Here is a 25,987-nt window from a genome sequence, read left to right as displayed (position 1 = left end):
AAGAGAGTGAACATGATTGAAGCAATGACAGAAGCGGAACTGTATGCACCCATCGCGTGGCAGGATTGCTCCGCCGGTTACGAGGACATCCTCTATCACAAGTCCCAGGATGGCATTGCCAAGATCACCATCAACCGTCCCCAGGTACGCAACGCCTTCCGTCCCCGCACCGTCAAAGAGATGCTGCAGGCCCTGGCCGATGCCCGCTACGACGATCATATCGGCACCATCATCCTCACCGGTTTCGGCGAGAAGGCGTTCTGCGCCGGCGGCGACCAGAAGATCCGCGGCGACTACGGTGGATACCAGGATGACGAAGGCACTCACCACCTCAACGTGCTGGACTTCCAGCGCGACATCCGTACCTGCCCCAAGCCCGTGGTGGCCATGGTGGCCGGTTACGCGGTCGGCGGCGGCCACGTGCTGCACATGATGTGTGACCTGACCATAGCGGCGGACAACGCCCAGTTCGGCCAGACAGGCCCGAAAGTCGGCTCCTTCGACGGCGGCTGGGGCGCCTCCTACATGGCCCGCATCGTCGGCCAGAAGAAGGCCCGCGAGATCTGGTTCCTGTGCCGCATGTACGACGCCCAGCAGGCTCTCGACATGGGACTGGTCAACACAGTAGTGCCTTTGGCCGAGCTGGAGCGCGAAACCGTGCGCTGGTGCCGCGAGATGCTGCAGAACAGCCCGATGGCGCTGCGCTGCCTGAAGGCGGCCCTGAACGCCGACTGCGACGGCCAGGCCGGCTTGCAGGAGTTGGCGGGCAATGCCACCATGCTGTTCTACATGACCGAAGAGGGTCAGGAAGGGCGTAACGCGTTCAACGAGAAACGCCGTCCCGACTTCTCCAAATACAAGCGGAATCCCTGATGACACTCGCCCTCTATCGCTATCATCTGCCCTTTACCCAGCCTCTGACCTTTCACGGCAAGGTGGAGGTGGCGCGAGAGGGCCTGCTGGTGCGCATCGACGATGGCTGGGGGGAAATAGCCCCCCTGCCCGGCTTCTCCAGGGAGACGCTGGCCGAGGCGCAGGCCGAGACACTCGCCTGTCTGGCGCAACTGGCACGGGGGCAAGCCATCGCCCCCGCGCTGCCCTCGGTGCAATTTGGCCTCGACTGTGCCCGCCGCCACTGGCCCGCACAGACGGCCACCCTGCCCGAGCCCTATCCCCTCATTCAGGGCTCCCCCCAGGAGCTGCTCAAGAACTGGAAGATCTGGCTGCACGAGACGCCCCTCAAGGCCAAGCTCAAGGTCGCCCGCTATCCCATGCGCGACGAGCTGGCGTTGATCCGGCTGCTGCTCGACCGCCGCCCGACCCTCAAGCTGGTGCTGGATGCGAACCAGGGCTGGACCCGCGAGGAGGCCTGGGCCTTCTGCGGCCACCTGGATCCGAACCGGATCGAATATCTGGAAGACGTCTGCGCCAACTTCGATGACATCGCCTTCGTGGCGGCCCGCACCGGCATGCCGATGGCGCTGGACGAGCTGCTGGCTCAGGGCAAACCCTGGCAACCCATACCCCAGCTCAAGGCGTTGGTGCTCAAACCCACCCTGCTCGGCGCCCTCGCCAACAGCGAGGCGCTGGTGGCCCGCGCCCGCGAGCTGCGGCTGAAGGTGATCGTCTCCTCTTGCTTCGAGTCCGGCGTCGGCCTCGGCCAGCTCGCCCGCCTCGCAGGGGAATGGGCGCCGGAGCAGGCCCCCGGCCTGGATACCCGCCGCTGGATGACCGGTGATCTGCTGGATAAACAGGGCCAACCCGACCTGAGCCTGCTCGAACCCCTGTTCCACCGTGATTGAGGCCGAGTCTCCCCTGATCGAGCAGGCCAGCGAGCCTTGCCCGGTACGCCACTGGGCCAGGCTGGCACCGGAGCGGATCGCCATCCACGGCGACGCGCCGCTGAGCTACCGACAACTGGACGCACGGCTCAACGCCCTGTGCCGACAGCTTGAATCTGCTGGCTTTAGCACGGGCGACAGGTTTGCCGCCGTGGTACGAGGCGCGCAGGCAGATGTATTGATTGCCTGGGCCTGCGTGCGCAGTGGCATCGTCTTCTGCCCCCTCAATCCCGCCTTCCCCTTGAGCAGACAAGCCGAGCTGGCCACCCAGCTGGCGGTTGCCGCCTTCTGGTCGGCCGGGGAGATCCCGGACGGCCCCTGGCAGCCCCTGCGGCTGGAGTGCGAGGCCGAGCTGGCCGCTGAGGAGGAGCCCTGGCCGCTGGATCCCGCGCAACTCAACAACATGATCCTCACCTCGGGATCGAGCGGCACGCCGAAGGCGGTGGTGCACCGCCTCGCCAACCATCTGGCCTCGGCCCGGGGCTCCGCCAGCCTGATCCCGCTGGACGGCGACTGCGGCTGGTTGCTCTCCCTGCCGCTGTTTCACGTCGGCGGCTACGCCATCCTGTTCCGGGTGTTTCTGGCGGGGGCCAGCCTGGTGCTGGACGATCGCGGCCAGCCCCTCAAGGCGCGCCTCGAAAGCCAACCCGTCACTCACCTCTCGCTGGTGCCAACCCAGCTCTGGCGCCTGCTGGCGCAGGGCTTCGATCCCGCCCGCACCCGGCTGCGGGAGCTGTTGCTCGGCGGCGCCGCCATCCCACAACCACTGGTGAGTCGCCTCAGGGCCATGGGACTCACCCCCAAGGTGAGCTATGGGCTGTCGGAGATGGGCAGCCAGGTCTGCACCGGACAGCCGACCGGGGCCGGCGTGGTCGGCAAACCGCTGCCGGGGCGAGAAGCCTGTATCCGCCAGGGGGAGATCTGCGTGCGCGGCGCTACCCTGTTCGCCGGCTACTTCAAGGCCGGACGGCTGGAGCGCCCGCTCGATGAAGAGGGCTGGTTCCACACCCGGGACAAGGGATACTTCACCGAAAACGGCGAGCTGGTAGTAGAGGGGCGGCTCGACAACCTCTTCATCTCCGGCGGCGAGAACATCCAGCCGGAGACCATAGAGCAACGACTGGTGGATCACCCCGCCGTGGCCCAGGCACTGGTGGTGCCCATCCCCAGCGACGAGTGGGGCCAGCGCCCCGCCGCCTTTATCGACTGGCACGGCGAGCCCGTCTCCCATGCCGAACTGACTACCTGGATCCGCACCACCCTGCCCGGTTACATGGTGCCGGATCGCTGGCTGCCCTGGCCGGATCTCGGTGGCAACCTCAAACCCTCCCGCACCCAGCTCGCCACCCTGGCCGCCTCGGCCTGAGTCCCCACGCCGGCATCCGCCGCCCGAGCAATGCTCCCCCCGTTTGATGCTGACCCCCATATGGGACTGAGCCCTTGCTATCGACACAGCCCCTAATGGGGCTGTTCTTGTGATGTTGCATCGGAGGGGAATGATTCCCCTGCCCCATCTGGCTGGTTGATGTTCTTTTGGAACCCAATACCTTGTCTGGTCCCCCACGCCCATCCATCCACCAAAGGGATCACCATGAATCACCTGGGTACCAGGCTGCTGTTATTGGCAGCCCCCGGCCTGCTCGCCACCTCGGCGCTGGCCAACTACTCCCCCGACTGGCAGCACTACCGGCTGAACGGCGAATCCAGCCGCCAGCTGGGGGATCGCCTCACCGAAGTCACCTATGAGCTGAGCGCAAGCGACGCCGGCGCCCCCTATCAACAACTGAGGGTCTATCGCCGTTTCGACTGGCAGGCAACCCAGCTGGACACCCTGGCCGAGCAGCAATGCGGGGAGCCGCAGCTCAGGGTCGAGCAGGGCTGGCAGATCCGCTATCGCAGTTGCGAGCAGGTGGTGCCGGTGGGCAAGGCGGTACCAGCCAGTAGCTATGACTTCGGCTACGGCCTGAAGCAGGGGCGTTGGGAGCCGCTGGCGGGCACCCCGACCGCCCCGCGCCAGGATGCCCTGCCGCTGCCCGAGCGTCTGGTGCTCGGTCACAGCGAGCAGGAGCTGGATCGCTGTGAACTCAATGCCGAGGGTCGCTGCGCCGAGCTGAGCTGGCAGTATCGGCCGCAGGACTGGCAACAGCTGAGCGTGTTGGAGGAGACCCCCAACGAGCGGGACGGTCGCCTCGAGCAGATCTTCTTCCGCCTGCAACCGGTAGCGGGCAGCCAGGCCGCCAGCCAGGTGCGCGAGCTGCACGTCTGGCGTCAGTACAGCTGGCTGCTGGACGAGGCAAAGACCCGGCAGGAGTGTGACCAGCCCCAGACCCGCCAGGAGGGGGACAAGACCATCAGCTACCGAGTTTGCCGTCAGACCCTGCCCGCTGGCAGCGAGGTGCAGGTGGTGCTCAAAGACAGCGGCTATCAATACCCTGTGGGTGGCAGCGAGTGGCAGGCCCTGCCGGAGACGGCCGAGTGGCAGGAGAGCCGGGTGCTCAACCGCCCCATAGTACTGGCCAGCGTGGAGGAGCAGCTCGACTGCCGCCGCGCCGATGGGCGTGCCTGCTCCGAGCCCGATCTGCCCGATACCGAACTGCTGGACGCCGCCGCGGCCAAGCTGGTGGCGGATGTCAGCGGCCAGAACAGCCCCGCCTGGCAGGCAGACTACGGTCATGACGATGCCAAGCTGATGGCGGCCGTGCGCGGGATGCGCGCCCTGCTCGCCGCCAATCAGCCGACTCACCCGGCCATGGACAAGCTGCTCTACTACGTGCGGGCCCACAACTACCACGGCGGCATCCGGCAGGAGAGCGATCCGGTCGGTCGAGCCCTGGCGGAGGTGATGATAGATCTGCTCAATCACCCTCTGCTGCTCGGTGACGAACCTCAAGATCAGGCCGGTACCGTGCTGGAAGCCTGGAGCGTGGCAGCCCAGGGCCAGCTCGCCCAACCCGCCTTCCGGCAGAGCGCCGCCCCCATGCTGGCACAGATCAGCCAGGCCCTCGCCTACGGGGCGCAGCATGCGGCCGTGCTCAATGGCCACAAGCCCTGGGCCGACGGCCTGTTCGAGCTGCTCAACCTCATCGATCAGAGTGCAGCCTACGGCCAGCAGGCGGACTTCGCCCCGGCATTCCTGCAGCAGGAGGCCGCCCTGCGCCAGGGACTGCGCCAACTCGGCATGAGTGAACTGGCCCTGTGGCACCAGCGCGACGGGAGCCGGGATCTGTTCATCTTCAACAACATCCTCGATGCCCAGAGCCGCCTCTACCAGACGATGCGCCATCAGCAGCCGGATGAGGCCAGCGCCTATCGCCAGCAACTGGATCAGGATGTCATCGCCATCATGAAACACCAGGGCCTGGTGCCGGGTGGCCAGCACCCGGCCAATTTGCTAGAAGAGGTCTCCCTGACCCTCTCCACCTATTACCTGACCTACACGGATCGCACCAGCGAGGCCTGCATCAGCGGTGACTTCGCCGGCCTCTGCACCCCGATCCGGATGGAGGACGTGCTGCCGTTCGAACACACCTGCTCACCGACCCTGCGCCTGCGGGCCCAGGAACTGACCATGAGTCAGGCCGAGGGGATCTGCCGCGAGCTCGGCGCCGAGGAGCAGCAGTTCCACCAACAGCTGGAGACCGGCGGTCAGCCAGTGGCCGACGATCACAACGAGGCCCTTGAGCTGGTGATCTTCGACTCTTCCGCCGACTGGGGCCGCTACGGCAGCGCCCTGTTTGGCGGCGTCTCCACCGACAACGGCGGCATCTACATCGAGGGGGATCCGGCTCGTCCCGGTAACCAGGCCCGCTTCTTCGCCTATGAGGCGGAATGGAAGCGTCCCGCCTTCCAGGTGTGGAACCTGCGCCACGAGTACGTCCATTACCTGGACGGGCGCTTCAACCAGTACGGCAGCTTCGGCCACTACCCCCTCAACCGCACCACCTGGTGGTCGGAGGGGCTGGCAGAATTTGTCGCCCACGGCCAGTGCTTCGCCCGTGGCCTGGACAACGTCTCCGCACGCCCGGCGGGGGAGCGTCCCAGCCTCGCCGACATACTGCACCTGGACTACGACAAGGGGGGCGAGATGGTCTACTCCTGGTCCTATACGGTGCATCGCTTCCTGAACGAGACAGGTCGCGGCGGCAGCTGGCTCGCCATGGCCCAGGCCCTGCGCAACCCGGATCAGGGGCAGGCGATGAGCGCCTTCGAGGCCGAGCTGGATCAGCTGATCGCCGACGACAGCGAGGCCTACCAGCAGTGGCTGGCGGGTGAATTGCTGCCCTGGTGGGAAGCCAACAAGGACTCGGATGCCTGCAGGGGCAACGACTCCGCCCACTGAGGCGCAGAGGTGTAGGAGGGGCCGGAGCCTGCAAGCACGATGGCTCCCCCCACAGAGAAACCGACACTAGCAGAGGGGCGGCCAGGGCCGCCCCTCATTCGAAACACAGCCCCCCAGCGACAGTCTCTGCCCGAGTGACGCCCCTCGCGGTCATCAAGCCTGACGTCAGGCCCCAAGTTGTAATAGAATGGCTCCCTGTCATTCCCTATTTCAGACCCGAACCGCATCGCGCATGAAGAAGTTTGCCAAGATCCTGCTCGCCTGCCTCTGCCTGCTGCTGGCCTCCGCCATCGCACTGCTCGGCTACAGCGAGTGGACCGTCTCGGACGCCCGTCACTACACCTATGACGACGTCAATGCGGTGCCCTACAACAGGGTCGCCGTGGTGCTCGGCACCTCCAAATATCTGATCGGCGGCAGTCCGAATCACTACTTCAAATACAGGATCAAGGCCGCCGCCGAGCTCTACAACAACGGCAAGGTGGACTACATCCTGGTCTCCGGCGACAACGCGACCGTACAGTACAACGAGCCGCGCCAGATGCGGCGCGCCCTGATCCAGGCCGGCATCCCGGCCAGCGCCATCTACAGCGACTACGCGGGCTTTCGCACCCTTGACTCCATAGTGCGGGCCAAGGAGGTGTTCGGTCAGGCTCACTTCACCGTGGTCTCCCAGGCCTTCCACAACGAGCGCGCCATCTTCATCGCCCGCCACTTCGGCATAGACGCGGTCGGCTTCAACGCGCTGGATCCCAGCGCCTATCAGGGCATCCGCACCCGGGTGCGCGAGGTGTTCGCCCGGCTGATGGGGTTGCTCGATCTCTACGTGCTGGACAAGGGGCCCAAGTTCCTCGGCGAGCCCATCGTCATCGGCGGCCCCGTTCCCTGCCAGGCCCTGAGCACCATAGGGACGAGCCAGCCCTGCCTGCCCATCCCGGCCGCCAAGGCCCCGGCCACGCCCCCGAAGCCGTCGCAAGCCGTGCCCAGCGCGGCGACCGCCACAAGTTCAGCAACGGCGACCAGTGCCGCGTTAGCCACCGCAACCAGCAGTGCCTCGGCCACAGCGAGTGGCGCCGAGGCGACCAGTGCTGCCGTCGCGACAGAGGCAGACAAGGCGACCGACTGATCTCAGCGACGAAACACCAAAAAGAGACCCGCCAACTGGCGGGTCTCTTTTTTCAGCGGTAACGGCCAGTGCCGGGCTTATGCCAGCGCCTGCTGGTAGCGACGCGCCACCTCCGGCCAGTCGAGTGCCTGGCTTACGCCAGCGCCTGTTGGTAACGACGCGCTACCTCCGGCCAGTCGATGACGTTGTAGAAGGCGGCGATGTAGTCCGGGCGCTTGTTCTGATACTTGAGATAGTAGGCGTGCTCCCACACGTCCAGCCCCAGGATGGGCACATTACCCTGCATCAGCGGGCTGTCCTGGTTGGCGCTGCTCTCCACCTGCAACTTGCCCTCCTTGTTCACCGTCAACCAGGCCCAGCCGCTACCGAAACGGCTCAGGGCCGCCTGGGTGAAGGCCTGCTTGAAGGCATCCAGCCCCCCCAGCTCCCGGGCGATCGCCGCCGCCAGCTCACCGGTCGGCTCACCGCCGCCCTGCGGGCTCATCACCTGCCAGAACAGGCTGTGGTTGGCGTGGCCGCCACCGTGGTTGCGCACCGCCCCCTGCACCTTGGCCGGCAGGCTGTCGAAGCTCAGCAGCAGCTCATCCACCGGCAGGGCCGAAAACTCGGGGGCCCCCTCCAGCGCGACGTTGAGGTTGGTGACATAGGTCTGATGGTGACGGCTGTGATGGATCTCCATGGTCAGCGCATCGATGTGGGGTTCCAGTGCGTCGTAGGCATAGGCGAGGGCAGGCAGGGTATGGCTCATGTTCGTCTCTCTTGTTGTGATCAGTGCAGTCGGGAGGCGGGCTCGGCCTGGCACAGGCATTGGCCGAGGCAGCGTTGAATGCCGTCATGGGTGCCGTGCTTGCGCACGAAGGCGAGCAGCTCGGTCCGGGTGTTGTGGCTATGGCGCGAGGCGGAGGCGCGCAGCGAGTCGGAGCAGACGGGGGACTGGCTGGTGGCGAGCAGGCAGTCGTGCACGTGGCACAGTATGTCGGCGGCCCTGTCCGGCAGCGTCATGGCCACCAGCAGATCCGCCAGGTTGTGGTGCGCCACCACCAGCGCCGCCACCGCCTCGTCCGCATCCTGCCAGAAGGAGAACTGCTGGCGGGCCAGCCAGAGCGCCTGCTGGTAACAGTCGAGGGCCTTGGCATATTCGCCGGCATCGAAGTGACGGTTGCCGCAGAGGGTCTGCTGCTTCCAGTGCACCATGCTGTTGTCCGTCTCGGTGGCACCGACCCACCCTTTCACCCAGCTTGCTGTCATGGCTTTAACACCCAAATGATAATAATTATTATTTAACTTATCTGGGTGACGAACACAAGGGATAGTTCAATTCCGGGCCTCTGCCCATATGGGCAGTGTTTTATCGGGATGGCCGGTTTAGTGATCGCAGCCACAGATACATTCGAGTTCGGATACCATGCTGATGGGACTGGCATGACGCCGGTGGCTGCCCGTCGGCAGCCTTGGACACAAGGATGATGACAATGAAGAGATGGCTGTTGATGCTGTTGTGCGCCCTGCCCATGCTGACTCAGGCGGCAGGCTATACCCAGACCCGTTACCCCATAGTGCTGGTGCACGGGCTCTTTGGCTTCGACAAGTTGCTCGGGGTCGATTACTTCTACGGCATCCCCCAGGCCCTGACCCGGGACGGCGCCCGCGTCTACGTGGCCCAGGTCTCCGCCACCCAGAGTTCCGAGCTGCGCGGTGAACAGCTGCTCAAGCAGGTGCAGCAGGTGCTCGCCATCACGGGGGCCGAGAAGGTGAACCTCATCGGCCACTCCCACGGCGGCCCCACCATTCGTTACGTGGCCTCGGTCGCTCCCGAACTGGTCGCCTCCGCCACCAGCGTGGGCGGGGTCAACCAGGGCTCCGAGATAGCGGATCTGGTGCGCGCCAACGTCAAGCCCGGCTCTGTGACCGAGCGGCTCGCGGTGGCGGCGGCCTCGGCGCTGTCCGGCGTCATTTCACTACTCTCGGGCGGCGGCAAGCTGCCGCAGGATCCTCTCGCTGCCCTCGATGTCCTGACCAGCGCCGGCGCCCAGCGTTTCAACCAGCACTACCCGGAAGGGCTGCCAAGCCGCTACTGCGGCGAGGGGCCGCTGCAGGCCGCCAACGGCGTCTATTACTTTTCCTGGAGCGGACGCGGCAACATGACCAACATCCTGGATCCGGTGGATCCGGCGCTGGCCCTCACCGGCACCTTCTTCAAGGAGCCCAACGACGGCCTGGTGGGGGTGTGCAGCAGCCACCTCGGCAAGGTGATAGGCACCGGCTACCGGATGAACCACCTGGACGAGGTGAACCAGTCCTTCGGCATCCACCATCTGTTTGACACCGATCCCCTGACCCTCTACCGCCAGCACGCCAACCGCCTGCAGGGGCTGGGGTTATGAAGAGGGGCTTGCTGATACTGGCGCTGCTGTGCCCGCCTCTGCTGCTGGGGGCTTTCGCGCTCTGGCCCACATCCGAGTCCTCCCTGGAGGCCGCCCCCGAGCAGGGCGCGCTGGGCCACCAGCTGGCCCAGCGCATCGAGCAAGGAGAGACAGGGGAAGGCGACGAGCTGATGGCCCGCTACCAGCGCTTTCTCAAGGCCGAGGGCGGCCTGAGGGTGCCGACGGATCCCGGCCTCGCCAGCCTGCAACAGCTGTTCGATGAGCGTGAACAGTTGCGCCAGCAGCGTTTCACCCCGGCCGAGCAGGAGCAGCTGTTTGCCGAGGACAGGCTGATGGAGCAGTGGACCCTGCGCCGCAAGGCGCTGGCCGAGGCGAGCGAGGCCGACAAACAGGGGCTGGCCACCGAGCTCGAACTCTGGCTGGCGGAGCAACCTCAATGGTTCAGGGAGGCCGAAACCAACAGCCAGCTGCTGGGGGAGTTGCAGGCCCTGGACCGGCTGGCACCGGCCGAGCGGGATGCCGTGCTGCAGGAGAAAGTGGGGCAGGAAGCGGTGGATCGCCTGCACCAGCTGGATCAGAGCCGGCAGGCGTTCGACCGGCAGCTGGCGGGTTATCTAGGGGAGCTGACCCCGCTTTCCGTCGATGACAGGGCCCTGCAGCAGCAGGAAATTCTAGCGCACTGGTTCCAACCAGAGCAATGGCGAAGGGTCGAGGCCCTGACCCGCCTAAAACTCGGTGACATCCCATAAAAAAGGGGCCAGATTGGCCCCTTTTTTCATCTCGTGCCGACTCATTGCGGCTTGTTGGCACCCGGCAGCGGCTGCCAGGTGAGGCGGGTCACCTGGGTGCCCTGCACCTCACACTTGAGGCAGAGATCCTGCCAGCCTTGGTCCTGGCGCAGGGAAACTTCCCCCTCCAGCCCCTGCTCGCTCACCTTGATCTTCGGTGGCTCGACCTGCACCTTGTCGCCCTTGGCCAGGGTCATCAGCTTGCCGCTGCACAGCCACTGGGTCAGCTCGGCCCCCTTCAACTTGACGCCCTTGGCGGCCTTCTGCTCCGCCTGGCTCGGCACGAACAGCTGGCTCAGCTCGGCGGCCCGCTTGGTGAGCCACTCCTGGCGCTGCTGCATGCTCATCTTGCTGACAAACTCGGCCGGCTGGCCCTTGTCGTCCAGCCACTGGGTCAGGCTGCCCTTGTCGTCGAAGGCGAACTGGGCCGCAGGCTCCTTCACCCCGAACAGCTGGCCACCCTTGAAGTAGTAGCGGCTCTCTCCCTCCAGCTTGCCCTGCTCGTTCATGATGGGCACGGCTATGATGACGGGCTTGCCGTCGATCCAGGCCTTGATGTCCACCCCGTCGTGGCTGAACAGCCGGGTGTCGAGGGCCCCCTCGGCCCCCTTCTCCATCAGGGTGAATTGCTCGGCCAGGGAGGCGGCCAGGGAAGGCAGGGAGCAGAGTCCCAGCGTCAGAGCGATCAGGGTATTGCGCATAGTTGTCCTGTGGTGGGCCCGGAGGCCAGGGTTAACTTTCTATCAACTCTCTATCAGCCACACCTTCAATCCCTCCCTGTGGTGCTCGTCGAGGGGTCGGGACTGGCGAGTCTGATAGTTGAAATGGATCAGGGTCGTCTCGGCGGTGACGGCCAGCTCGCCGCCCTGCCAGGCCTCCTGCCAGAGGGTGAAGGAGCTGGAGCCGATGCGGCGCACCCCCGTCTTGATGGTCACCGGCTGGCCATAGAACAGCTCCCGTTTGAACTGCACCCCATAGCCCGCGATGATCAGGCGCCAGTCATGCACATCCAGCTCGGGCGAGAAGAGGCGAAACAGGGGATCCCGGGCCGATTCGAACCAGACCGCCGGCACTGTGTTGTTGATGTGGCCGAGGGCATCTGTCTCTTGAAAACGGGGTTGGATCTGCATTTCCAGCATGGCAATCGACTCCTTGTCGTGGGACCGCGCACAGGCTAGCGCGCCAACCGCTACGACTCAAGCGTCCCGGCGTCCGGGTGAGAGCGAGCTCCGCTTTCCGGCGCTTGGATCCCCTGCTCGGGTTTTAGCCAGGCGCTGCGAAAATCGAACCAGCCGAGGGCCGTCATGCGCACCCCGTGCACCCCGACCCGGCTCTCCAGCTCCAGCCAGTGGTGAAACAGCGGCACAAACCAGTGCTGACGCTGCACCTCGGCCAGCAAGGCACGCGGTCCCGGCTCGGCGCCGCTGGCGCGCCACTGCGTCAATCCCTGCCACAGGGCCGGCTGACGGCCCCAGACCCGCTGCAACAGAGGGGTGCCCAGCAGCCAGGCGTAGGGGGCGAAGGCCTGCTCGTGCTCGAGGTTGAGGGTGCCGAGCCAGAGATCCACGTCCTCATCGGCCCCGCTCACCCAGTGGCCGTAATCCAGGGAGCGCACCTCCAACGCGATGCCCTGCTCGGCCAGCAGGCTGGCCATGGCACCGGCACATTCGTTGAACTCCAGATGCTGGTTGAAGCAGGCAAGCACCAGTCGCTCCGGCAACTGCACGGGGCTCGGTTGCGGGGCCGGCAGGGGTTCGCGCCAGTGGGGTAGCAGGCCAAGGGCGCTGGTCCAGCCCCGTTGCAGCTCGGGGGCGACCCGCGCCATCAGGGCGATGGGGTTGAGCAGGGTCGCCAGCCACTGGCGCAGGGCCGGATCCTGCAGGGCGGGGGATCTGTCGTCCTGCAGCAGGAAGTAGCAGCCGGACTCGAGCTCGGACTCGCCGCGCATGGTGCCAAGCTCGGGGTTGTCGTGGCCGAGCTGCAAGTGGCTCTCCAGCCGCTCCGCCAGCTCCGGCAACATCCAGATGTCGATCTCGTCGAGCAGGGCGCGCAGGCCGAAGTAGTCGTCGAACGCGCTCAGGCACAGGTGCAGGGGATCATTGGTGGTCACCCGGTAGGGGCCGGTGCCCACGGGCTGCAGGGCAAAGCCCGGCTCCCCCTTCAGCTCCCGCGGCAGCACGGCCGCCACCGGTTCCGCCAGCAGGTGGAGCAGCCAGGGATCCGGGCTGTCGAGATGCAGGTCCAGGGTCCGTGGCCAGGGGCTCTCCAGCCGGACGAGGTGGGCGAACAGCGGCCGCTCCCGCAGGGCCAGCAGGCTCTCCATCACGTCCTCTACCGCCAGTTCGCGGCCGTGGTGGAAGCGCACCGCTGGCCGCAGATAGAAGCGCCAGTGACAGGGGCCGAGCCGTTCCCAGTGGTGGGCGAGATCCCCCTCGATTTCCCCATTTTCCTCATTTCGCCGGGTCAGGCCGTTGAAGATCTGGCGGCTCAGGTGCACCTCGGAGCGGCGCAGGGGGTCGGTGGGCAGCAGCCGGGGCAACGGGCGGTAATAGGGCACCCGCAGGATCTGGCGCCCCTCCCGGGTAGCCTGGCCGAGCTGCTCGATGAGCAGCGGGGTCAGCAGATCCAGCCTGTCCTCCGCCACCCGCACCGCCTGGGTGAGCAGCCCCTGTTGCAGCAGATCCCGCAGCCGGCGTCGGGTCAGGTTCTCCTGGTTATCGAGCAGAGTCAGCCGGGAGCGGCGCCCCCGCCCCGCCTCGGCAGACCAGCTGAGCCAGCCCTGATCCTGCATCCGGCGCAGCAGCAGACGGGCGTTGCGCGGGGTGCAGCACAGCAGCTCGGCCACCTCGGCGAGGCTGAGCTCCCGCTCGTCGGCACCCAGCTGCTGGGCGAGTCGTTGAAATTGCTGATGGAGGCGACCGGTCGGCATAAAAGAGGAAATCCTTGGTAGAGAAGTCGTCAGTTTTTACTTCCTCATTTTAGCTCAATACTGTTGCCGAACATGAGCACAACCTCACAGGAGCACCATCATGAGCCACACAACCTCCCCCAAACCGATCCGGATCCAGCAAACCCTGCGTCGTTACTTCCAGCGGATCCTGCCCCGTCCGCTGCCCCCGATCGAGGATCCCATGAGCCAGCTCAACCGCCTGATGCAGTGGGACATGAACCAGATCGACGACAAGGAGTATCGTCGCCGCCTCTGACGGCGGCCGGCGCGACGCACTCCCCAGAGACGCGGGGGCAATTGAGATTGCTTTGCCGGATCTGGCTGTTTACAACGGGCGAGGGCCTGATAGATTGGACGTCTATCCATCTATAACAACGGCAACGAACGACATCCAACAAGGAGAGTGTGATGAAAGATGCGACCCTGGCCCTGCACCACGGCTTTTCCAGCGACCCCACCACCAAGGCGGTGGCCGTGCCCATCTACCAGACGGTGGCCTACGAGTTCGACAGCGCCCAGCACGGGGCGGATCTGTTCAACCTGGCGGTGCCCGGCAACATCTACACCCGCATCATGAACCCCACCAACGACGTGCTGGAGCAACGGCTCGCCGCGCTGGAAGGGGGCATCGCCGGACTGGTGGTGTCGGCGGGCTCCGCCGCCATCACCTATGCCATCCAGGCGCTGACCGCCGCCGGTGACAACATCGTCTCCACCCCCCAGCTCTATGGCGGCACCTACACCCTGTTCGCCCACATGCTGCCGAGCTTCGGGGTCGAGGTGCGCTTCGCCAAGGATGACAGCGCCGAGGCCATCGCCGCCCTCATCGACGACAAGACCAAGGCGGTCTACTGCGAGAGCATCGGCAATCCGGCGGGCAACATCGTCGATCTGGCCGCCTTCGCCAAAGTGGCTCACGCCCGTGGCGTGCCCCTCATCGTCGACAACACGGTCGCCACCCCTGTGCTGTGCAAACCCATAGAGCACGGCGCCGACATAGTCGTGCACAGCCTCACCAAGTACGTGGGGGGCCACGGCAACTCGCTCGGCGGCGTCATCGTCGACTCGGGCAAGTTCCCATGGGCGGATCACCCCGCGCGCTTTCCCCAGCTCACCAGCCCGGAGCCCTCCTACCACGGGGTGGTCTACACCGAGGCCTTCGGCGCCGCGGCCTTTATCGGCCGGGTGCGCACTGTGCCCCTGCGCAATACCGGTGCGGCGCTGGCCCCCATGAACGCCTTCCTGCTGCTGCAGGGGCTGGAGACCCTGAGCCTACGCATGGAGCGCCACGTGGACAACGCCCTGCGGGTCGCCCGTCACCTCAAGCAGCACCCCAAGGTGGAATGGGTCAGCTACGCCGGTCTGCCCGGCCATCCCCACTATCCGCTGGCGGAGCAATACATGGGCGGTCGCCCCTCTGCCATCCTCTCGTTCGGGCTCAAGGAAGGCTATGAGGCCGGGGTGCGCTTCTACGACGCCCTGAAGATCTTCAAGCGGCTGGTCAACATAGGCGATGCCAAGTCGCTGGCCTGCCACCCCGCCTCCACCACCCATCGCCAGCTGAGCGAGGAGGAGCAGGCCAAGGCCGGAGTCAAACCCGAGATGATCCGGTTGTCGGTGGGGATCGAAGCCATCGAGGACATACTGGCGGATCTGGATCAGGCGCTGGAGGCCTGAGTCAGAAAATAGAAGAGCGGGCATCTGCCCGCTCTCTTTTTTTCCGGGTCGATGAACCCCTGGCCGCGCCGGCGCGTATCATCGCCTCCAGTCATCCCCTCGAGGTTCCCATGATAATCCTGCACCACCTGAACAAGTCCCGCTCCCAACGCATCATCTGGCTGCTCGAAGAGCTGGGGCTGCCCTACCGGATCCAGGCCTACCAGCGCGACGCCACGACTTTTCTGGCGCCCCCCGAGCTCAAGGCCATCCATCCCCTCGGCAAGTCCCCCGTCATCGAATACGACGGGCGCGTGCTGGCGGAGTCCGGCGCCATCACCGAGTACCTGATCGCCCACCACGGTGCCGACAGGCTGGCCCCGGCCCAGGACGATCCCGACTACGCCGCCTACCTGCAGTGGCTGCACTTCGCCGAGAGCTCCGGCATCTTGCCGCTGCTGCTGGACATGTTCGTGCGCAAGGACGGCAGCCCCATGCGCTTCCTGCCGGGCTATGCCAAGGCGGAGTGTGCCAAGGTGCTCGGCTATCTAAATACGGTCTTGAGCACTCGCCACTATCTGGTGGGGGAGCGCCTCTCCGGCGCCGATATCATGAACTCCTTCCTGGTGGATCTGCTGGCCCAGAGCGGCCAGCTGGCCCAGTTCCCGCACCTGCAGGCCTACTGGCAGCGGCTCAACACGCATCCGGCCCGCCAGAAGGCGGCCGCACTGGAGCGCGAGCTGGATCAGAGCGCCTGATCGACTGCCCGAACCCTGGAATGCAAAACGCCCCGAATTCGGGGCGTTTTCTTTGAGGCTCGGGTCAGATCCGAAAGATCACAGCGCGTGAGAGAGGATCCTGGCAACCTTGTCCGGATCTATGTCCTGCTGCTCCCCGAGCGCGGTCAGGCCGAAGCGCTTGAGGTTGGAACAGATCGCCGGGATGCTGCTCTCCGTCAGGCCATAGTCGACGAGGCGGGTACCCACCCCCATCTGCTGGAAGAACTGCTCGGTGCGGATGATCGCCTCCTCGATGCGCAACGCCCTGTCCTCCCGGTTGGAATGCCAGACCCGCTCGGCAAACTGGGCCAGCTTCTCCTGCTTCTGGGCCGCCTGCTCCCGCAGCAAGGAGGGCAGCACCACCGCCAGGCTCTGGGCATGATCCAGCCCGTAGAGGGCGGTCAGCTGATGGCCGATGGCGTGGGTGGACCAGTCCTGGGGCACACCACGGCCGATGAGGCCGTTGAGCGCCAGGCTGGCGGCCCACATCAGGTTGGCGCGCACCTGATAGTTGGTGGGCTCCTTCAGCGCCTTGGGGCCGTTGTCCACCAGCACCTGCAACAAGCCTTCCGCCAGTCGATCCTGCACCTCGCCGCCGACCGGGAAGGTGAGGTACTGCTCTGTGATGTGGACGAAGGCATCCACCACCCCGTTGCCGATCTGACGCGTCGGCAGGCTGTAGGTGGTGGTGGGATCCAGCACCGCAAACTGCGGCAACACCTGGGGGCTCATGAAGGAGAGCTTGGCATCCCCCCGGCTCACCACGGCGGCGGGATTGCTCTCCGAGCCGGTGGCGGGCAGGGTCAGCACGCAGCCGAGCGGCAGTGCCCGAGTGACCGGCGTCTTGTGCAGCAGCAGATCCCAGGGATCCTCCCCCTCGAAACAGGCCGCGGCGGCCACGAACTTGGTGCCATCCACCACTGAGCCACCGCCGACCGCCAGCAGGAAGTCGATGCGCTCGCGCTTCACCAGGGCGACCGCCTCCATCAGCTGATCGTATTGGGGGTTGGCACCGATGCCGGGGAACTCCTGCCAATCCAGGCCAGTCAAGGCGTCACACAACTGCTGATAGACCCCGTTTGTCTTGATGCTGCCACCGCCGTAGAGCACCAGCAGGCGGCTGCCCGCCGGAATGAGCTCGGGCAGGCTGGCTATCTGGCCCTCCCCGAAACAGATGCGGGTAGGATTGGCATATTGGAAGTTGTACACGACAGAGCCCTCGGTTGAATGCATGCAGAAGGATTGTGCGCCCGCACTCGCGGGAGGTCAAAAAACGGGAGCAAGCTACCAAAATGGGGTGGTCAGTCATTCCGTATGAGGCACACGGGGGCGACTTTGCTATGGTGTCACTGGGAAGGGGTGACGCAATCCCTTCCCATCATCATGGCGCCACCGCCGTTTCGCCATCGGAGCGCCTCTTGACGAGGTGCCATCTCCAGCCACAGGGTCTCAATTATGAAACTGAAACACGCATGGATCGCCGGTCTGCTCAGCCTCTCCCCCACCGCCCTGGTGTACGCCGCCGAGGTTGCCACCAATGTGGCGATCGCCCCCGGTCAGGCCAGCCTGGCAGAAGAAGTGACGGCCAGGGCGACCATCACCGCCATCGACACCACGACCCGCAAGGTCAGCCTGAAGAATGCCGAAGACCAGGTCTTCGATATCGTCGCCGGCGACGAGGTGACCAATCTGCAGAACCTCAAGGTGGGGGATGTGGTGGCGCTGCGCTACCTGCAACTGCTGGATCTGGAGCTGCTCAAGGGCACCGCCGGGGTGAGGAAACGGGTAGTGGAAGTCGAGGGGAGCAAGGCCCCCGCAGGGGATAAACCGGGTGCCGGAGCCGGCATGCAGGTGACCATCTATGCGGACGTCATCGACGTCGACAAGGCGCAGCAGAGCATCAGGGTCAAGGGCGTGGACAAGACCCTCACCCTCAAGGTGAAGGATCCGGCGCAGTTCGCCCTGATCGCCAAGGGGGATCAGATCAAGGCGGTCCAGACCACCGCCATCGGCATCGGAATAGTGCCGGAACAGAAATAAGGCCCTCGCCCTTCAACATCCACAGGGAGGGCCAGCCCTCCCTGTTTCGTCACCCAGCCTTGCCACTCTCTCGCCAACCCCAGGGGCAATCCCTTGCCTCCATGACATTCAGATTGCCGTTTGGGCCTGACTCGCGGCGCTAGGCGACTTTCTCTTCCGACTTCTTGCCGGTGAGTTTGTCCATGGCCGCCTTGAGCATGGCGTCGCGCTGCTCGGTCAGGGCCTTGGTCTGCTGCTCCCGCTCCTCGCTCGACAACTGTTTGTTGTCGGCCACGCCCTTGATCTGACTCTCGAGATCGTCAAATTTCTTGCGATCGAAGCCGAGCGCCTTGTCCACCAGCTGCTGCACCAGCGCATTATTGGCGCCGCCACTCTGGCTCGCGCTCTTGCCGCTCTTGGCCAGATGTTCGTAAGTCAGCACCTGCTGCGCCTTGCCGGTCAGCACCTGGCTGGAGAGGCTGACCTGCTGATCCCAGCCGCCGCCCTGCTGGCTATCGTCGCCGCTGAGGGTGGCCAGGGCGCGGCTGTAGGATGCACTCTGGGCGAGTTGCTGGGTGTAGGGTTTGATATCCATGGGGACTCCAAGCTGCCGGCCGCGCCGGAAATCGGGGACAGACTCCCCGCCATGGCCAGGACTCAGCAAGTAGCAGGCCAACTTGTCAGCACACTCCCGCCGACCTCCCCATCATTATTCTGCCCCTGCACCCCGCAACCACAGATGCCACCAACCATCTTTTCTTTTACAGAACTAAACACAGGAATGAACGGTAGATCACAAAATAAACAACCACGGAGGCATACCATACCAGCGCACAATCTGGTCAGGACGCAGCATTGTGGATGATATGTTTGAAATATCAATAACATGCAGAGCCATTCATCGGCATCAATCCAGTGCCGCACCCGGCCTGCGGCGATCCGCCTCTCATCCCCTCCCCTGACTCACACTCACCTCACAGCTTCAGGCACAATAATGAAAAAACACACCTTGAGTCTCCTCTCCGCCACCCTGCTCAGCCTGCTTGGCACCAGTGCCGACGCCTGCACCGGCCTCATCGTCGGCAAGGGCGCCAGCGCCGATGGCAGCATCATGATCGCCAGAAACGAAGACTTCGGCATCAACAACTGGAACAAGTACCTCGCCTTCCACCCGGCCCGGCAGAACGAGGGCAAACTCTGGAAACTGGGCAATGGCCTGGAGGTGCCCATGCCCAAGGCCTTCCTCGCCTACTCCTCCATCCGTGACTGGGATGCCGCCACCAGCGATCCCGCCGGCAAGTATTACGAGGAGCGCGGCATCAACGAATACAACGTCGCCCTCTCCGCCACCACCAGTGCCGAGGTCAACGACAAGGCCCAGAAAGCGGATCCGCTGATCGAAAAAGGGATCATCGAGGCCATCATCCCGACCCTGATCCTGCCCCAGGCCAAGAGCGCGAAGGAGGGGGTCGAGCTGCTCGGCCACTATGTGGAGACCCATGGCGCCGGGGAGGGCAACAGCCTCTATCTGGCGGATGTGAACGAGGCCTGGCTGATGGAGATAGGCTCTGGTCACCACTGGATAGCGGTGCGGGTGCCGGACGACAGCTACGCCATGGTCGCCAATGGCCTGCGCATCCACGGGGTGAACCTGGACGACGCCGCTGTGCTGCACTCCCCCAAACTGCTGGAGTTCGTGCGCGAGCACAAACTGCTGGATAACGCCGATCCCAAGGACTTCAACTTCGCCAAGGCGTTCGGGGTGATCGCCGATCCCTACAACGTGGACAGGGAGTGGCTCGGCCAGCAACTGCTGAGCGCCTCCCACAAGCAGCCCACCCGCCAGGCGCAGTACCCGCTGTTCATGAAGCCGGATGCCCCCATCACGGTGCCGGACGTGACCAAACTGCTCAGCGCCACCTATGAAGGCACGGCGCTGGCGGACAAGGCGGAGCGGCCGATCCGCATCGACAGACAGCTCGAGTCCCACATCATCCAGCTACGCAAGGAGATGCCCAAGGAGTTGCAGGGCCTCATCTGGCAGAGCTACGGCGTGCTGGCCGAGTCGGTGATGGTGCCGCTCTACCACAGCCTGGAAACCTACCCCCTGCCCTATCGCAGCGGCAGCGACACCTATTCCGACGACTCCGCCTACTGGCAGTTCCGCAGCCTGACCGCGCTCGCCAACACCAATCCGGACAAGTACCTGCCGCTGCTGCGCGGGGTCTGGGGCAAGCAGAGCGAGAAGTTTTACAAGGAGGTGGCGGTGCTGGACAAGACCCTCAAGCAGACCTACGCCAGCGACAAGGCCACGGCGCTGCAACTGGCGGCCGACTACTCCTACGGTCAGCTGGAGCAGAACTACCAGCTGGCGAAAGAGCTGCGCTACAAGCTGATGACGGATCTCACCAAGAGCACCGAGAAGAAATACTCGGAGGAGGAGTTCAAGAAGATCATGAGCCTCTAGGGCTCACCAAAACAAAAGAGGCACCTTGGGGTGCCTCTTCTCGTTTCAGCAGGGCGCCGAACTCAGCGACGGCTGATGTTGAGCGGGCCGAAGGTCTGGGCCACCGGCATGATCTCGATGCTGTTGATGTTGACGTGGGCGGGCTGCTGGCTGACCCAGAGCACTGTGTTGGCGATGTCTTCCGGCTGGATCGCCTGCACCCCCTGATAGACGGTGGCCGCCTTGGCATCGTCCCCGTGGAAGCGCACGTTGGAGAACTCGGTGCCGCCGCACAGGCCGGGCTCCACGTTGGTGACGCGCACCGCGCTGCCCGCCAGATCGGCGCGCAGGTTCAGGCTGAACTGCTTCACGAACGCCTTGGTGGCGCCGTAGACGTTGCCGCCCGGGTAGGGGTAGGTGCCGGCGATGGAACCGATGTTGATCACGTGGCCGCGATTGCGTTCGACCATGCCCGGCAGCAGCAGGCGGGTGAGCAGGGTCAGACCGCTGACGTTGGTGGCGATCATCTGCTCCCAGTCCTCCAGATCCGCCTTGTGGGCAGGCTCGAGCCCGAGCGCCAGGCCGGCGTTGTTGACCAGCAGATCCACCTCCTGCCACGCAGCGGGCAGGCCAGCGATGGCGGCCTTGGTGGCGGCCTTGTCCTGCACGTCGAATACCAGCGGCAGGAAGCCGGCGCCCAGCTCCTCGGCCAGGGCGGCCAGCCGCTCGGCGCGCCGACCGGTGCCTATCACCCTGTAGCCCGCGCCCACCAGCAGGCGGCTGATGGCCTCACCGAAGCCGGACGAGGCGCCCGTTACCATTGCTATCATCTGAACCTCCATTATCTGAATCACTGTTGTTATCTGTCTTGTTGAAACGAAATGCCTTCACTCATGATCCCGCGCCCTCGTCGCCGGCGGCCAGTGGCAGCACCAGCCGGTGCGCATGTTGGCCCGGCCCGTAGTAGTCGGGCAATTTGAGCCGGGCACGAAAGCCCAGTCCCTGATAGAGCGCGAGGGCCTCGGCGTTGGCATCGGCCACCTCGAGCCGGATGGCGCCCCAGCCAGCCGCCCTGCCCTCCGCGATGACCTGCTCCAGCAGGCGACGGGCCCAGCCCTGACGGCGCACCGTCCAGCGGATGGCGAGGGTCTGGATCACCAGTCGATCCCAGCCCCTGTGCTCCAACACGCTGAGATAGCCCAGCAGCTGTTCCTTGTCGTCTTGCAGCAGCAGGGTGCGGCCCTTGGCCTGATTGAGCAGATAGTGCCAGCGGCTGCGGCCGAAGGCGACCTCGGGGGGAAAACAGTAGCGCTCAAGCCTGACGATGGCGCCCACATCATCGGCTCGGGCCGTGCGCACGGTCAACACAGGGTGTCCTCGTTCGGTTATTTATCCTCAGCACCAACAATGCGACTTGTATCACAGGTTACCAAGGCAGAATATTAGGCACTGTAACCTCTTGTTTCCCCTCGCGCCATTGTCGTGCTTGTCGGTGCATCGAAGCCCACTGGGGATCCTGCCATTCAAGGCAGTCCTTTCTGTGGAGCCAAAAAAATGAGTACCTATGTCATCGTCGAGGAGCCGGGCGACTGGCCCTGCCATGCCGATTATCTGCTGACCGCCCGCACCTACCTGCAGCACGGCCTGCCCACCACCGGGGGCCGCCCCCGCATCATCAACCTGTGCCGCTCGCTGGAACACCTGAGCGCCGGTTATTACTGCTCCCTGCTGGCCCAGGCCCGCAGCCACCACTGTCTGCCCGGCTTGCAGGCCATCAGCGTGTTGCAACCCCAGCAGCCGCCGGCCAAGCTGTGGCGCAAGCTGCAGGGCTGGCTGGCCCGCCAGAGCGAAGACAGGATCCGGGTACGCGCCATCTTCGGTCAGTGCGAGCAGAGCGAGCTTGCGGGGCTGGCCCGCTACTACTACGGCCTGAGCCAGTTGCCGCTGCAAGAGTTGACCCTCAAGCGTGGCCGCCACGGCTGGTCGGTGCGCCGGCAGCAGAGCCTCTCCCCGCAGGATCTGAGCCCGCGCGAGCGGGAGCTGATGCTGCAACACGCCCAGGCGCTGGTCGGCGCGGGGGATGAGGAGCAGGCCGCCCCCCTCTATCAGCTCGCCATCCTGGTGGATCCCGATGACGGCCGTGCCAGCAGCGATGCCCTTGCCCTGTCACGCTTCATCGAGGCCGCCGCCGCCCAGGGGATCCGGGCCGAGATCCTGGCACCCTCCGCCATCGAGCGGCTGCCGGAGTTCGACAGCCTCTGGCTGCGCGCCGAGACGTCGGTCGGTCACTACACCTTCGAGTTCGCCCGCCGTGCCGAACAGCTCAAGATGCCGGTCATCGACAGCTCCCGCGCCATCCTCGCCTGCAGCAACAAGCTCTATCTCTACGAGCTGATGGTGCGCAGTGGCGTGCCCATGCCGCCGACCATGGTGGTGACCCGCCGCGGCCGCCACCACACCGGCGAGCTGGTGCAGCGGCTCGGCCTGCCGCTGATGGTGAAGGTCCCCGACGGCGCCCAGGGCCGGGATCTCGCCATGGCCGGCGACGAGCAGCAGCTCGCCCGCCTGCTGGATGAGGGCCTTGGCCGCTCCGCCCTGCTGCTGGTGCAGAGCCGGATCCCCGCCGAATTCGACTGGCGCATCGGTTTTCTCGACGGCTCGCCGCTGTTTGCCTGCCGCCGCTTCCGGCCCGAGCCCGGCAACCGCATTCGCCGCCGCAAGCACCCCCTCGACATGAGCCGGATAGAGGCGCTGCCCCTGAACGAGGTGCCGGAGCGGGTGTTGCAGACCGCCCGCCGCGCCGTCCATCAGCTCGGCAATGGCCTGTTCGGGGTAGACTTGCGCCAGCAGGGGCAGGGCTGCGTGCTGCTGGAAATCATCGACAATCCCTGGATACGTGGCGATATTGAAGACAGGGAGGCAAAGGACCTCTACGAGCGCCTGGCCAGGGCCTTCCGGCAGCGGCTGGAGAACCGGGGGCAGGGCGCGGCAGGATAACAAGCAGCGATTGCAGAGGTGGTTATGATGACAACGCAGTGGTGGGACATAGCGCCCCTTGGCTGGGAGAACATCCTGGTCTGTCTGGTGTGTGGCACCCTGGTGGGGCTGGAGCGGCAACTGCGCGGCAAGCCGGTCGGCATTCGCACCTCCTCCCTCATCATCCTCGGGACTTACTGCTTCCTCGCCCTCGGGTCCGTGGTCAGCCCCCAGAGCGCGGATCAGGCGCGGGTGCTTGGCCAGCTCATCACCGGGGTCGGTTTTCTCGGCGCCGGGGTCATGATGACCCGGGATGGTCACGTGCTGGGGGTCACCTCGGCAGCCACCATCTGGATGCTGGCGGCCCTCGGCGCCCTGATCGGCATGGGCATGCTGCATCAGGCGCTGCTGCTCACCGGCGTCACCCTGGCCATCCTGGTGGGGGTGGATTACCTGGAGACCAGCTTCAAGAGCCTGCGCCGCGGCGTGCACAACCGGCTGGAGCACTGGCGCAACGGCAGCACCACCAACGCCCATCGAGATGAGCTGGGCAGCGGCATCGAGAAATGATGGCTCGCGTCTGACCATGAAAAAGGGCTCCGCTATGGAGCCCTTTTTTGTGTCCCGTCAGCCTGTCACTGCAACAGCAGGAAGCGGCCGGTGAGGGATGGCAAGTCCACCGTCACCGTGCTGCCCCCTATGGCCAGGCTCTCGCCACTCTGCAGATCCAGCAAGGCGCTGCCGCTGCGCAGCTTGCCAACCGGCAGGCTGTAGCTCTGGGGCGTGGTGGAGACGTTGAGCAGGTAGACGATCTGCTCCCCTTTCGTCTGCTTGATGTCCCCATAGATGCTGCCGTCGGCCACCAGCTTGACCCGCTCCCCCTGATAGAGCGCCGGGTGCTTGGCCCGCAGGCCCAGCAAGGTGCTCAGCCACTGCTTGAGCTCCGCCTGCTCGCCGCTCGCCACGAAGCCGGTGACACCGGGCACCTTGCCGTCGCTGCGGGCCACGTGATCGTCGCACAATCCCTGGGCCGCACAGTTGTCGGTCACCTGCTTGGCGAAGCCAGGCACCTCGTCCCCGAACTCCTCACCGTAATAGAGGGTGATGGGACCGGAGCGGGCCGCTAGGAAGCTGAAGGCCGCCTTGTGACGCTGCCAGTAATCCGCCGGGTTGAAGTTGCCGCGCTGGACCAAATCGCCGAAGCGCACCAGATCGTGGTTGCCCAGCATCAGGTTCGGCATGGCGTGGTTGGGGTAGTTTTCCACCTTGTTCCAGCTGGCATCGAGCACGCTGGCCCCCTGCCCGCCCTTGCCGGACTCTTCCACCGCCAGCGCCTGCATCAGGCCGTAGCGCAGCGGGAAGTCGAACGCCGAGGGCAGCGCCGGGTTGTCGCTCGGGCCATAGGCCTCGTTGCGGATGTCGTCCGCCCCCTTCCACACCTCACCTACCATGTAGCCGAGGGTGCCCCACTGCTGACCGGCGGCCTTGCGCGCCGCGCTCGCCTGCTCCACCTCGGTGCGAATGGCGCGCCACTCGTCCAGCCCGAGTTGATAGGCCTGATCCAGCCGCCAGCCGTCGATGCCGTACTGTTCGACCCAGTAGCGGGCCACCTCCTTGAAGTAGGCCAGGCTCTCCGGCTTGCCGTAGTCCACCAGCTGGCCCGGGTAGCCGGCGCCGCCGCTCTTGAGGGCGGGCAGCCGTCCCTCGGGCGACGGCTTGCTCACCCCCACCTTGTTGACGTGGCCGAACACACCGTCGAGGAAGACGTAGAGACCGCGTTTGTGCGCCTCATCCACCAAGGTCTTGAGTTTGGCGTTGCTGCCGAAGTTGGGGTCGACATTGAAGAAGTCGCAGGCGAAGTAGCCGGTGGCGTCCAGCCTGTCGTCCCCCGCCTGGCCGGCGCAGGAGTCGAACACCGGGGTCAGCCAGATGGCGTTGACGTTGAGGCTCTTGATGTGGTCCAGGCTGTCGATGATCCCCTGCAGATCGCCGTTGTGCTGGGAAGGACCGTAGCCGACCCCGTAGTTGGCGGCGCCATCCCCGTCGACGAAGGACTCCACCATCAGCTGATAGGTTCGCAGGTTGCAGGCGGGCTGATCGGCACCATAACAGGCACGACTGGCCGTCGTCACCGGTGGCTGAGTGATCGGCGGATTGACCACGGGGGGCTGGGGCTCGGTGCTGGATCCACCGCCCCCGCTGCCGCAGGCCGACAAGAACAAGGCAGCCCCGAGCAGGCCACCGTAGCGCAACGTTCCCTGTTTCATTGTTATCTTCCCGCTGTGGAGGTACAGGCGCAGGGTGCGCCTTACTGGGGTCATGATAACCAGCGGGCAAAAACGGGTCTGTGACTGAAAACGTTATCTGGCTCAGTGAGTTAGCCAGCCATTCTCAGTGCGGATTGCGCTCGTTGAAGGCGCTGCGCTCGTCGACGGCCTTGATCAGGTGATAGACCTCCTGGGCGGCCAGCATGCAGCCTCCCGGCCACTCCAGCTGATGGCGACGATTGATGAAGACCCGGGCGAAGCGACGCTCCGAGTCGATGGCGGCAAACAGCGGTTGATCCCGCCAGGGGGCCAGATCCAGCGCCCCCGTGGTGCCATCCGAGAGCACCACGAACAGGCACCACCCCTGCAAATACTCGACATCGAGAAAGACCGGCATGATAGCGGCTCCGATTGAG

The 25,987-nt window shown here is 65.2% G+C and carries 25 protein-coding genes; 14 read left to right on the top strand and 11 right to left on the bottom strand.

Annotation, left to right across the window (positions count from 1 at the left end; translation table 11 throughout):
• Window positions 1-12: 12 nt before the first annotated feature.
• The 5 genes from menB (at window position 13) to BN1124_RS14225 (ending at window position 7,306) form a co-directional block, all read left to right on the top strand.
• On the top strand, window positions 13-873 hold the full coding sequence (menB, locus tag BN1124_RS14245) for a 1,4-dihydroxy-2-naphthoyl-CoA synthase (RefSeq protein ID WP_042642991.1): 861 nt from the start codon (window positions 13-15) through the stop codon (window positions 871-873).
• Window positions 873-1,802, top strand: coding sequence for an o-succinylbenzoate synthase (gene menC, locus BN1124_RS14240; protein ID WP_042642989.1), 930 nt, complete (start codon window positions 873-875; stop codon window positions 1,800-1,802). The genes menB and menC overlap by 1 nt, the downstream gene beginning before the upstream one ends.
• A complete protein-coding gene (locus BN1124_RS14235) occupies window positions 1,795-3,207 on the top strand; it encodes an AMP-binding protein (protein ID WP_231553650.1) in 1,413 nt (470 codons plus the stop codon). The genes menC and BN1124_RS14235 overlap by 8 nt, the downstream gene beginning before the upstream one ends.
• Window positions 3,208-3,432: 225 nt before the next feature.
• Window positions 3,433-6,180, top strand: coding sequence for a collagenase (locus BN1124_RS14230; protein WP_042642987.1), 2,748 nt, complete (start codon window positions 3,433-3,435; stop codon window positions 6,178-6,180).
• Between the two features lie 187 nt (window positions 6,181-6,367).
• Window positions 6,368-7,306 carry a SanA/YdcF family protein gene (locus tag BN1124_RS14225; RefSeq protein WP_082041641.1) on the top strand — a complete coding sequence of 313 codons (939 nt, stop codon included), beginning with the start codon at window positions 6,368-6,370 and terminating at the stop codon, window positions 7,304-7,306.
• Window positions 7,307-7,439: 133 nt separating this feature from the next.
• Here BN1124_RS14225 and BN1124_RS14220 read toward each other — a convergent pair whose 3' ends face one another.
• Both BN1124_RS14220 and BN1124_RS14215 read right to left on the bottom strand, forming a co-directional pair.
• Window positions 7,440-8,054 (bottom strand): superoxide dismutase, encoded by a 615-nt coding sequence (locus BN1124_RS14220; protein WP_042642983.1) that lies wholly within the window; start codon window positions 8,052-8,054, stop codon window positions 7,440-7,442.
• A 20-nt stretch (window positions 8,055-8,074) separates the two neighbouring features.
• Window positions 8,075-8,500, bottom strand: coding sequence for a tetratricopeptide repeat protein (locus BN1124_RS14215; RefSeq protein ID WP_042643364.1), 426 nt, complete (start codon window positions 8,498-8,500; stop codon window positions 8,075-8,077).
• A gap of 278 nt (window positions 8,501-8,778) precedes the next feature.
• Here BN1124_RS14215 and BN1124_RS14210 point away from each other — a divergent pair, with 278 nt between their 5' ends.
• Together BN1124_RS14210 and BN1124_RS14205 are read left to right on the top strand one after the other, a co-directional pair.
• The gene (locus BN1124_RS14210; RefSeq protein ID WP_042642982.1) at window positions 8,779-9,690 is read left to right on the top strand and encodes a lipase family alpha/beta hydrolase; all 912 of its coding nucleotides are present in this window, start codon (window positions 8,779-8,781) and stop codon (window positions 9,688-9,690) included.
• A complete protein-coding gene (locus BN1124_RS14205) occupies window positions 9,687-10,439 on the top strand; it encodes a lipase secretion chaperone (RefSeq protein WP_042642980.1) in 753 nt (250 codons plus the stop codon). Before BN1124_RS14210 ends, BN1124_RS14205 begins: the two co-directional genes overlap by 4 nt.
• A gap of 41 nt (window positions 10,440-10,480) precedes the next feature.
• Here the strand turns inward: BN1124_RS14205 and BN1124_RS14200 are convergent, their stop codons facing one another.
• From BN1124_RS14200 to sgrR, 3 genes are read right to left on the bottom strand one after another with little or no spacing between them, the layout of a single operon-like run.
• Window positions 10,481-11,179, bottom strand: a complete 699-nt coding sequence (locus tag BN1124_RS14200; RefSeq protein WP_042642979.1) for a hypothetical protein — start codon at window positions 11,177-11,179, stop codon at window positions 10,481-10,483.
• Window positions 11,180-11,221: 42 nt separating this feature from the next.
• Window positions 11,222-11,617, bottom strand: coding sequence for an acyl-CoA thioesterase (locus BN1124_RS14195; RefSeq protein ID WP_042642977.1), 396 nt, complete (start codon window positions 11,615-11,617; stop codon window positions 11,222-11,224).
• Window positions 11,618-11,667: 50 nt separating this feature from the next.
• Complete coding sequence (gene sgrR / locus BN1124_RS14190) at window positions 11,668-13,407, bottom strand: HTH-type transcriptional regulator SgrR (protein ID WP_042642976.1); 1,740 nt, start codon at window positions 13,405-13,407, stop codon at window positions 11,668-11,670.
• 100 nt (window positions 13,408-13,507) lie between these two features.
• Here sgrR and BN1124_RS21365 point away from each other — a divergent pair, with 100 nt between their 5' ends.
• The 3 genes from BN1124_RS21365 to BN1124_RS14180 all read left to right on the top strand — a co-directional run bounded on the left by BN1124_RS21365 (window position 13,508) and on the right by BN1124_RS14180 (window position 15,842).
• Window positions 13,508-13,684: a hypothetical protein gene (locus BN1124_RS21365; protein WP_156128381.1), complete on the top strand. Its 177-nt coding sequence runs from the start codon at window positions 13,508-13,510 to the stop codon at window positions 13,682-13,684.
• 152 nt (window positions 13,685-13,836) lie between these two features.
• Window positions 13,837-15,105 (top strand): O-acetylhomoserine aminocarboxypropyltransferase/cysteine synthase family protein, encoded by a 1,269-nt coding sequence (locus tag BN1124_RS14185; protein ID WP_042642975.1) that lies wholly within the window; start codon window positions 13,837-13,839, stop codon window positions 15,103-15,105.
• Window positions 15,106-15,215: 110 nt separating this feature from the next.
• A complete protein-coding gene (locus BN1124_RS14180) occupies window positions 15,216-15,842 on the top strand; it encodes a glutathione S-transferase family protein (RefSeq protein ID WP_042642973.1) in 627 nt (208 codons plus the stop codon).
• Between the two features lie 78 nt (window positions 15,843-15,920).
• Here the strand turns inward: BN1124_RS14180 and BN1124_RS14175 are convergent, their stop codons facing one another.
• On the bottom strand, window positions 15,921-17,096 hold the full coding sequence (locus BN1124_RS14175) for an iron-containing alcohol dehydrogenase (protein ID WP_042642971.1): 1,176 nt from the start codon (window positions 17,094-17,096) through the stop codon (window positions 15,921-15,923).
• Window positions 17,097-17,318: 222 nt separating this feature from the next.
• Between BN1124_RS14175 and BN1124_RS14170 the strand changes: the two genes are divergently transcribed.
• The gene (locus tag BN1124_RS14170; RefSeq protein ID WP_042642969.1) at window positions 17,319-17,903 is read left to right on the top strand and encodes a hypothetical protein; all 585 of its coding nucleotides are present in this window, start codon (window positions 17,319-17,321) and stop codon (window positions 17,901-17,903) included.
• 139 nt (window positions 17,904-18,042) lie between these two features.
• Here the strand turns inward: BN1124_RS14170 and BN1124_RS14165 are convergent, their stop codons facing one another.
• Window positions 18,043-18,477 (bottom strand): hypothetical protein, encoded by a 435-nt coding sequence (locus BN1124_RS14165; RefSeq protein ID WP_042642967.1) that lies wholly within the window; start codon window positions 18,475-18,477, stop codon window positions 18,043-18,045.
• A gap of 399 nt (window positions 18,478-18,876) precedes the next feature.
• Between BN1124_RS14165 and BN1124_RS14160 the strand changes: the two genes are divergently transcribed.
• On the top strand, window positions 18,877-20,349 hold the full coding sequence (locus BN1124_RS14160) for a C69 family dipeptidase (protein WP_042642965.1): 1,473 nt from the start codon (window positions 18,877-18,879) through the stop codon (window positions 20,347-20,349).
• A gap of 62 nt (window positions 20,350-20,411) precedes the next feature.
• On the opposite strand, the gene BN1124_RS14155 is transcribed toward BN1124_RS14160, so the two are convergent.
• Complete coding sequence (locus BN1124_RS14155; RefSeq protein ID WP_042642963.1) at window positions 20,412-21,158, bottom strand: SDR family oxidoreductase; 747 nt, start codon at window positions 21,156-21,158, stop codon at window positions 20,412-20,414.
• Window positions 21,159-21,219: 61 nt separating this feature from the next.
• Window positions 21,220-21,696: a GNAT family N-acetyltransferase gene (locus BN1124_RS14150; RefSeq protein WP_042642961.1), complete on the bottom strand. Its 477-nt coding sequence runs from the start codon at window positions 21,694-21,696 to the stop codon at window positions 21,220-21,222.
• Between the two features lie 186 nt (window positions 21,697-21,882).
• On the opposite strand from BN1124_RS14150, the gene BN1124_RS14145 reads away from it, so the two are divergent.
• Complete coding sequence (locus BN1124_RS14145; protein WP_042642959.1) at window positions 21,883-23,325, top strand: RimK family protein; 1,443 nt, start codon at window positions 21,883-21,885, stop codon at window positions 23,323-23,325.
• Between the two features lie 24 nt (window positions 23,326-23,349).
• Window positions 23,350-23,874, top strand: a complete 525-nt coding sequence (locus BN1124_RS14140; protein WP_042642957.1) for an MgtC/SapB family protein — start codon at window positions 23,350-23,352, stop codon at window positions 23,872-23,874.
• Window positions 23,875-23,939: 65 nt separating this feature from the next.
• Here the strand turns inward: BN1124_RS14140 and BN1124_RS14135 are convergent, their stop codons facing one another.
• Together BN1124_RS14135 and BN1124_RS14130 are read right to left on the bottom strand one after the other, a co-directional pair.
• Window positions 23,940-25,571, bottom strand: coding sequence for an alpha-amylase family protein (locus BN1124_RS14135; RefSeq protein WP_042642955.1), 1,632 nt, complete (start codon window positions 25,569-25,571; stop codon window positions 23,940-23,942).
• Window positions 25,572-25,695: 124 nt separating this feature from the next.
• Window positions 25,696-25,968, bottom strand: a complete 273-nt coding sequence (locus BN1124_RS14130) for a DUF2442 domain-containing protein (protein ID WP_033131468.1) — start codon at window positions 25,966-25,968, stop codon at window positions 25,696-25,698.
• Between the last annotated feature and the right edge of the window lie 19 nt (window positions 25,969-25,987).

The sequence above is a fragment of the Aeromonas eucrenophila genome (assembly GCF_000819865.1).
GTDB lineage: Bacteria > Pseudomonadota > Gammaproteobacteria > Enterobacterales > Aeromonadaceae > Aeromonas > Aeromonas eucrenophila.
The sequence above is the reverse complement of the archived record's forward strand: the minus strand, read 5'-3'. Positions and strand labels throughout refer to the sequence as shown.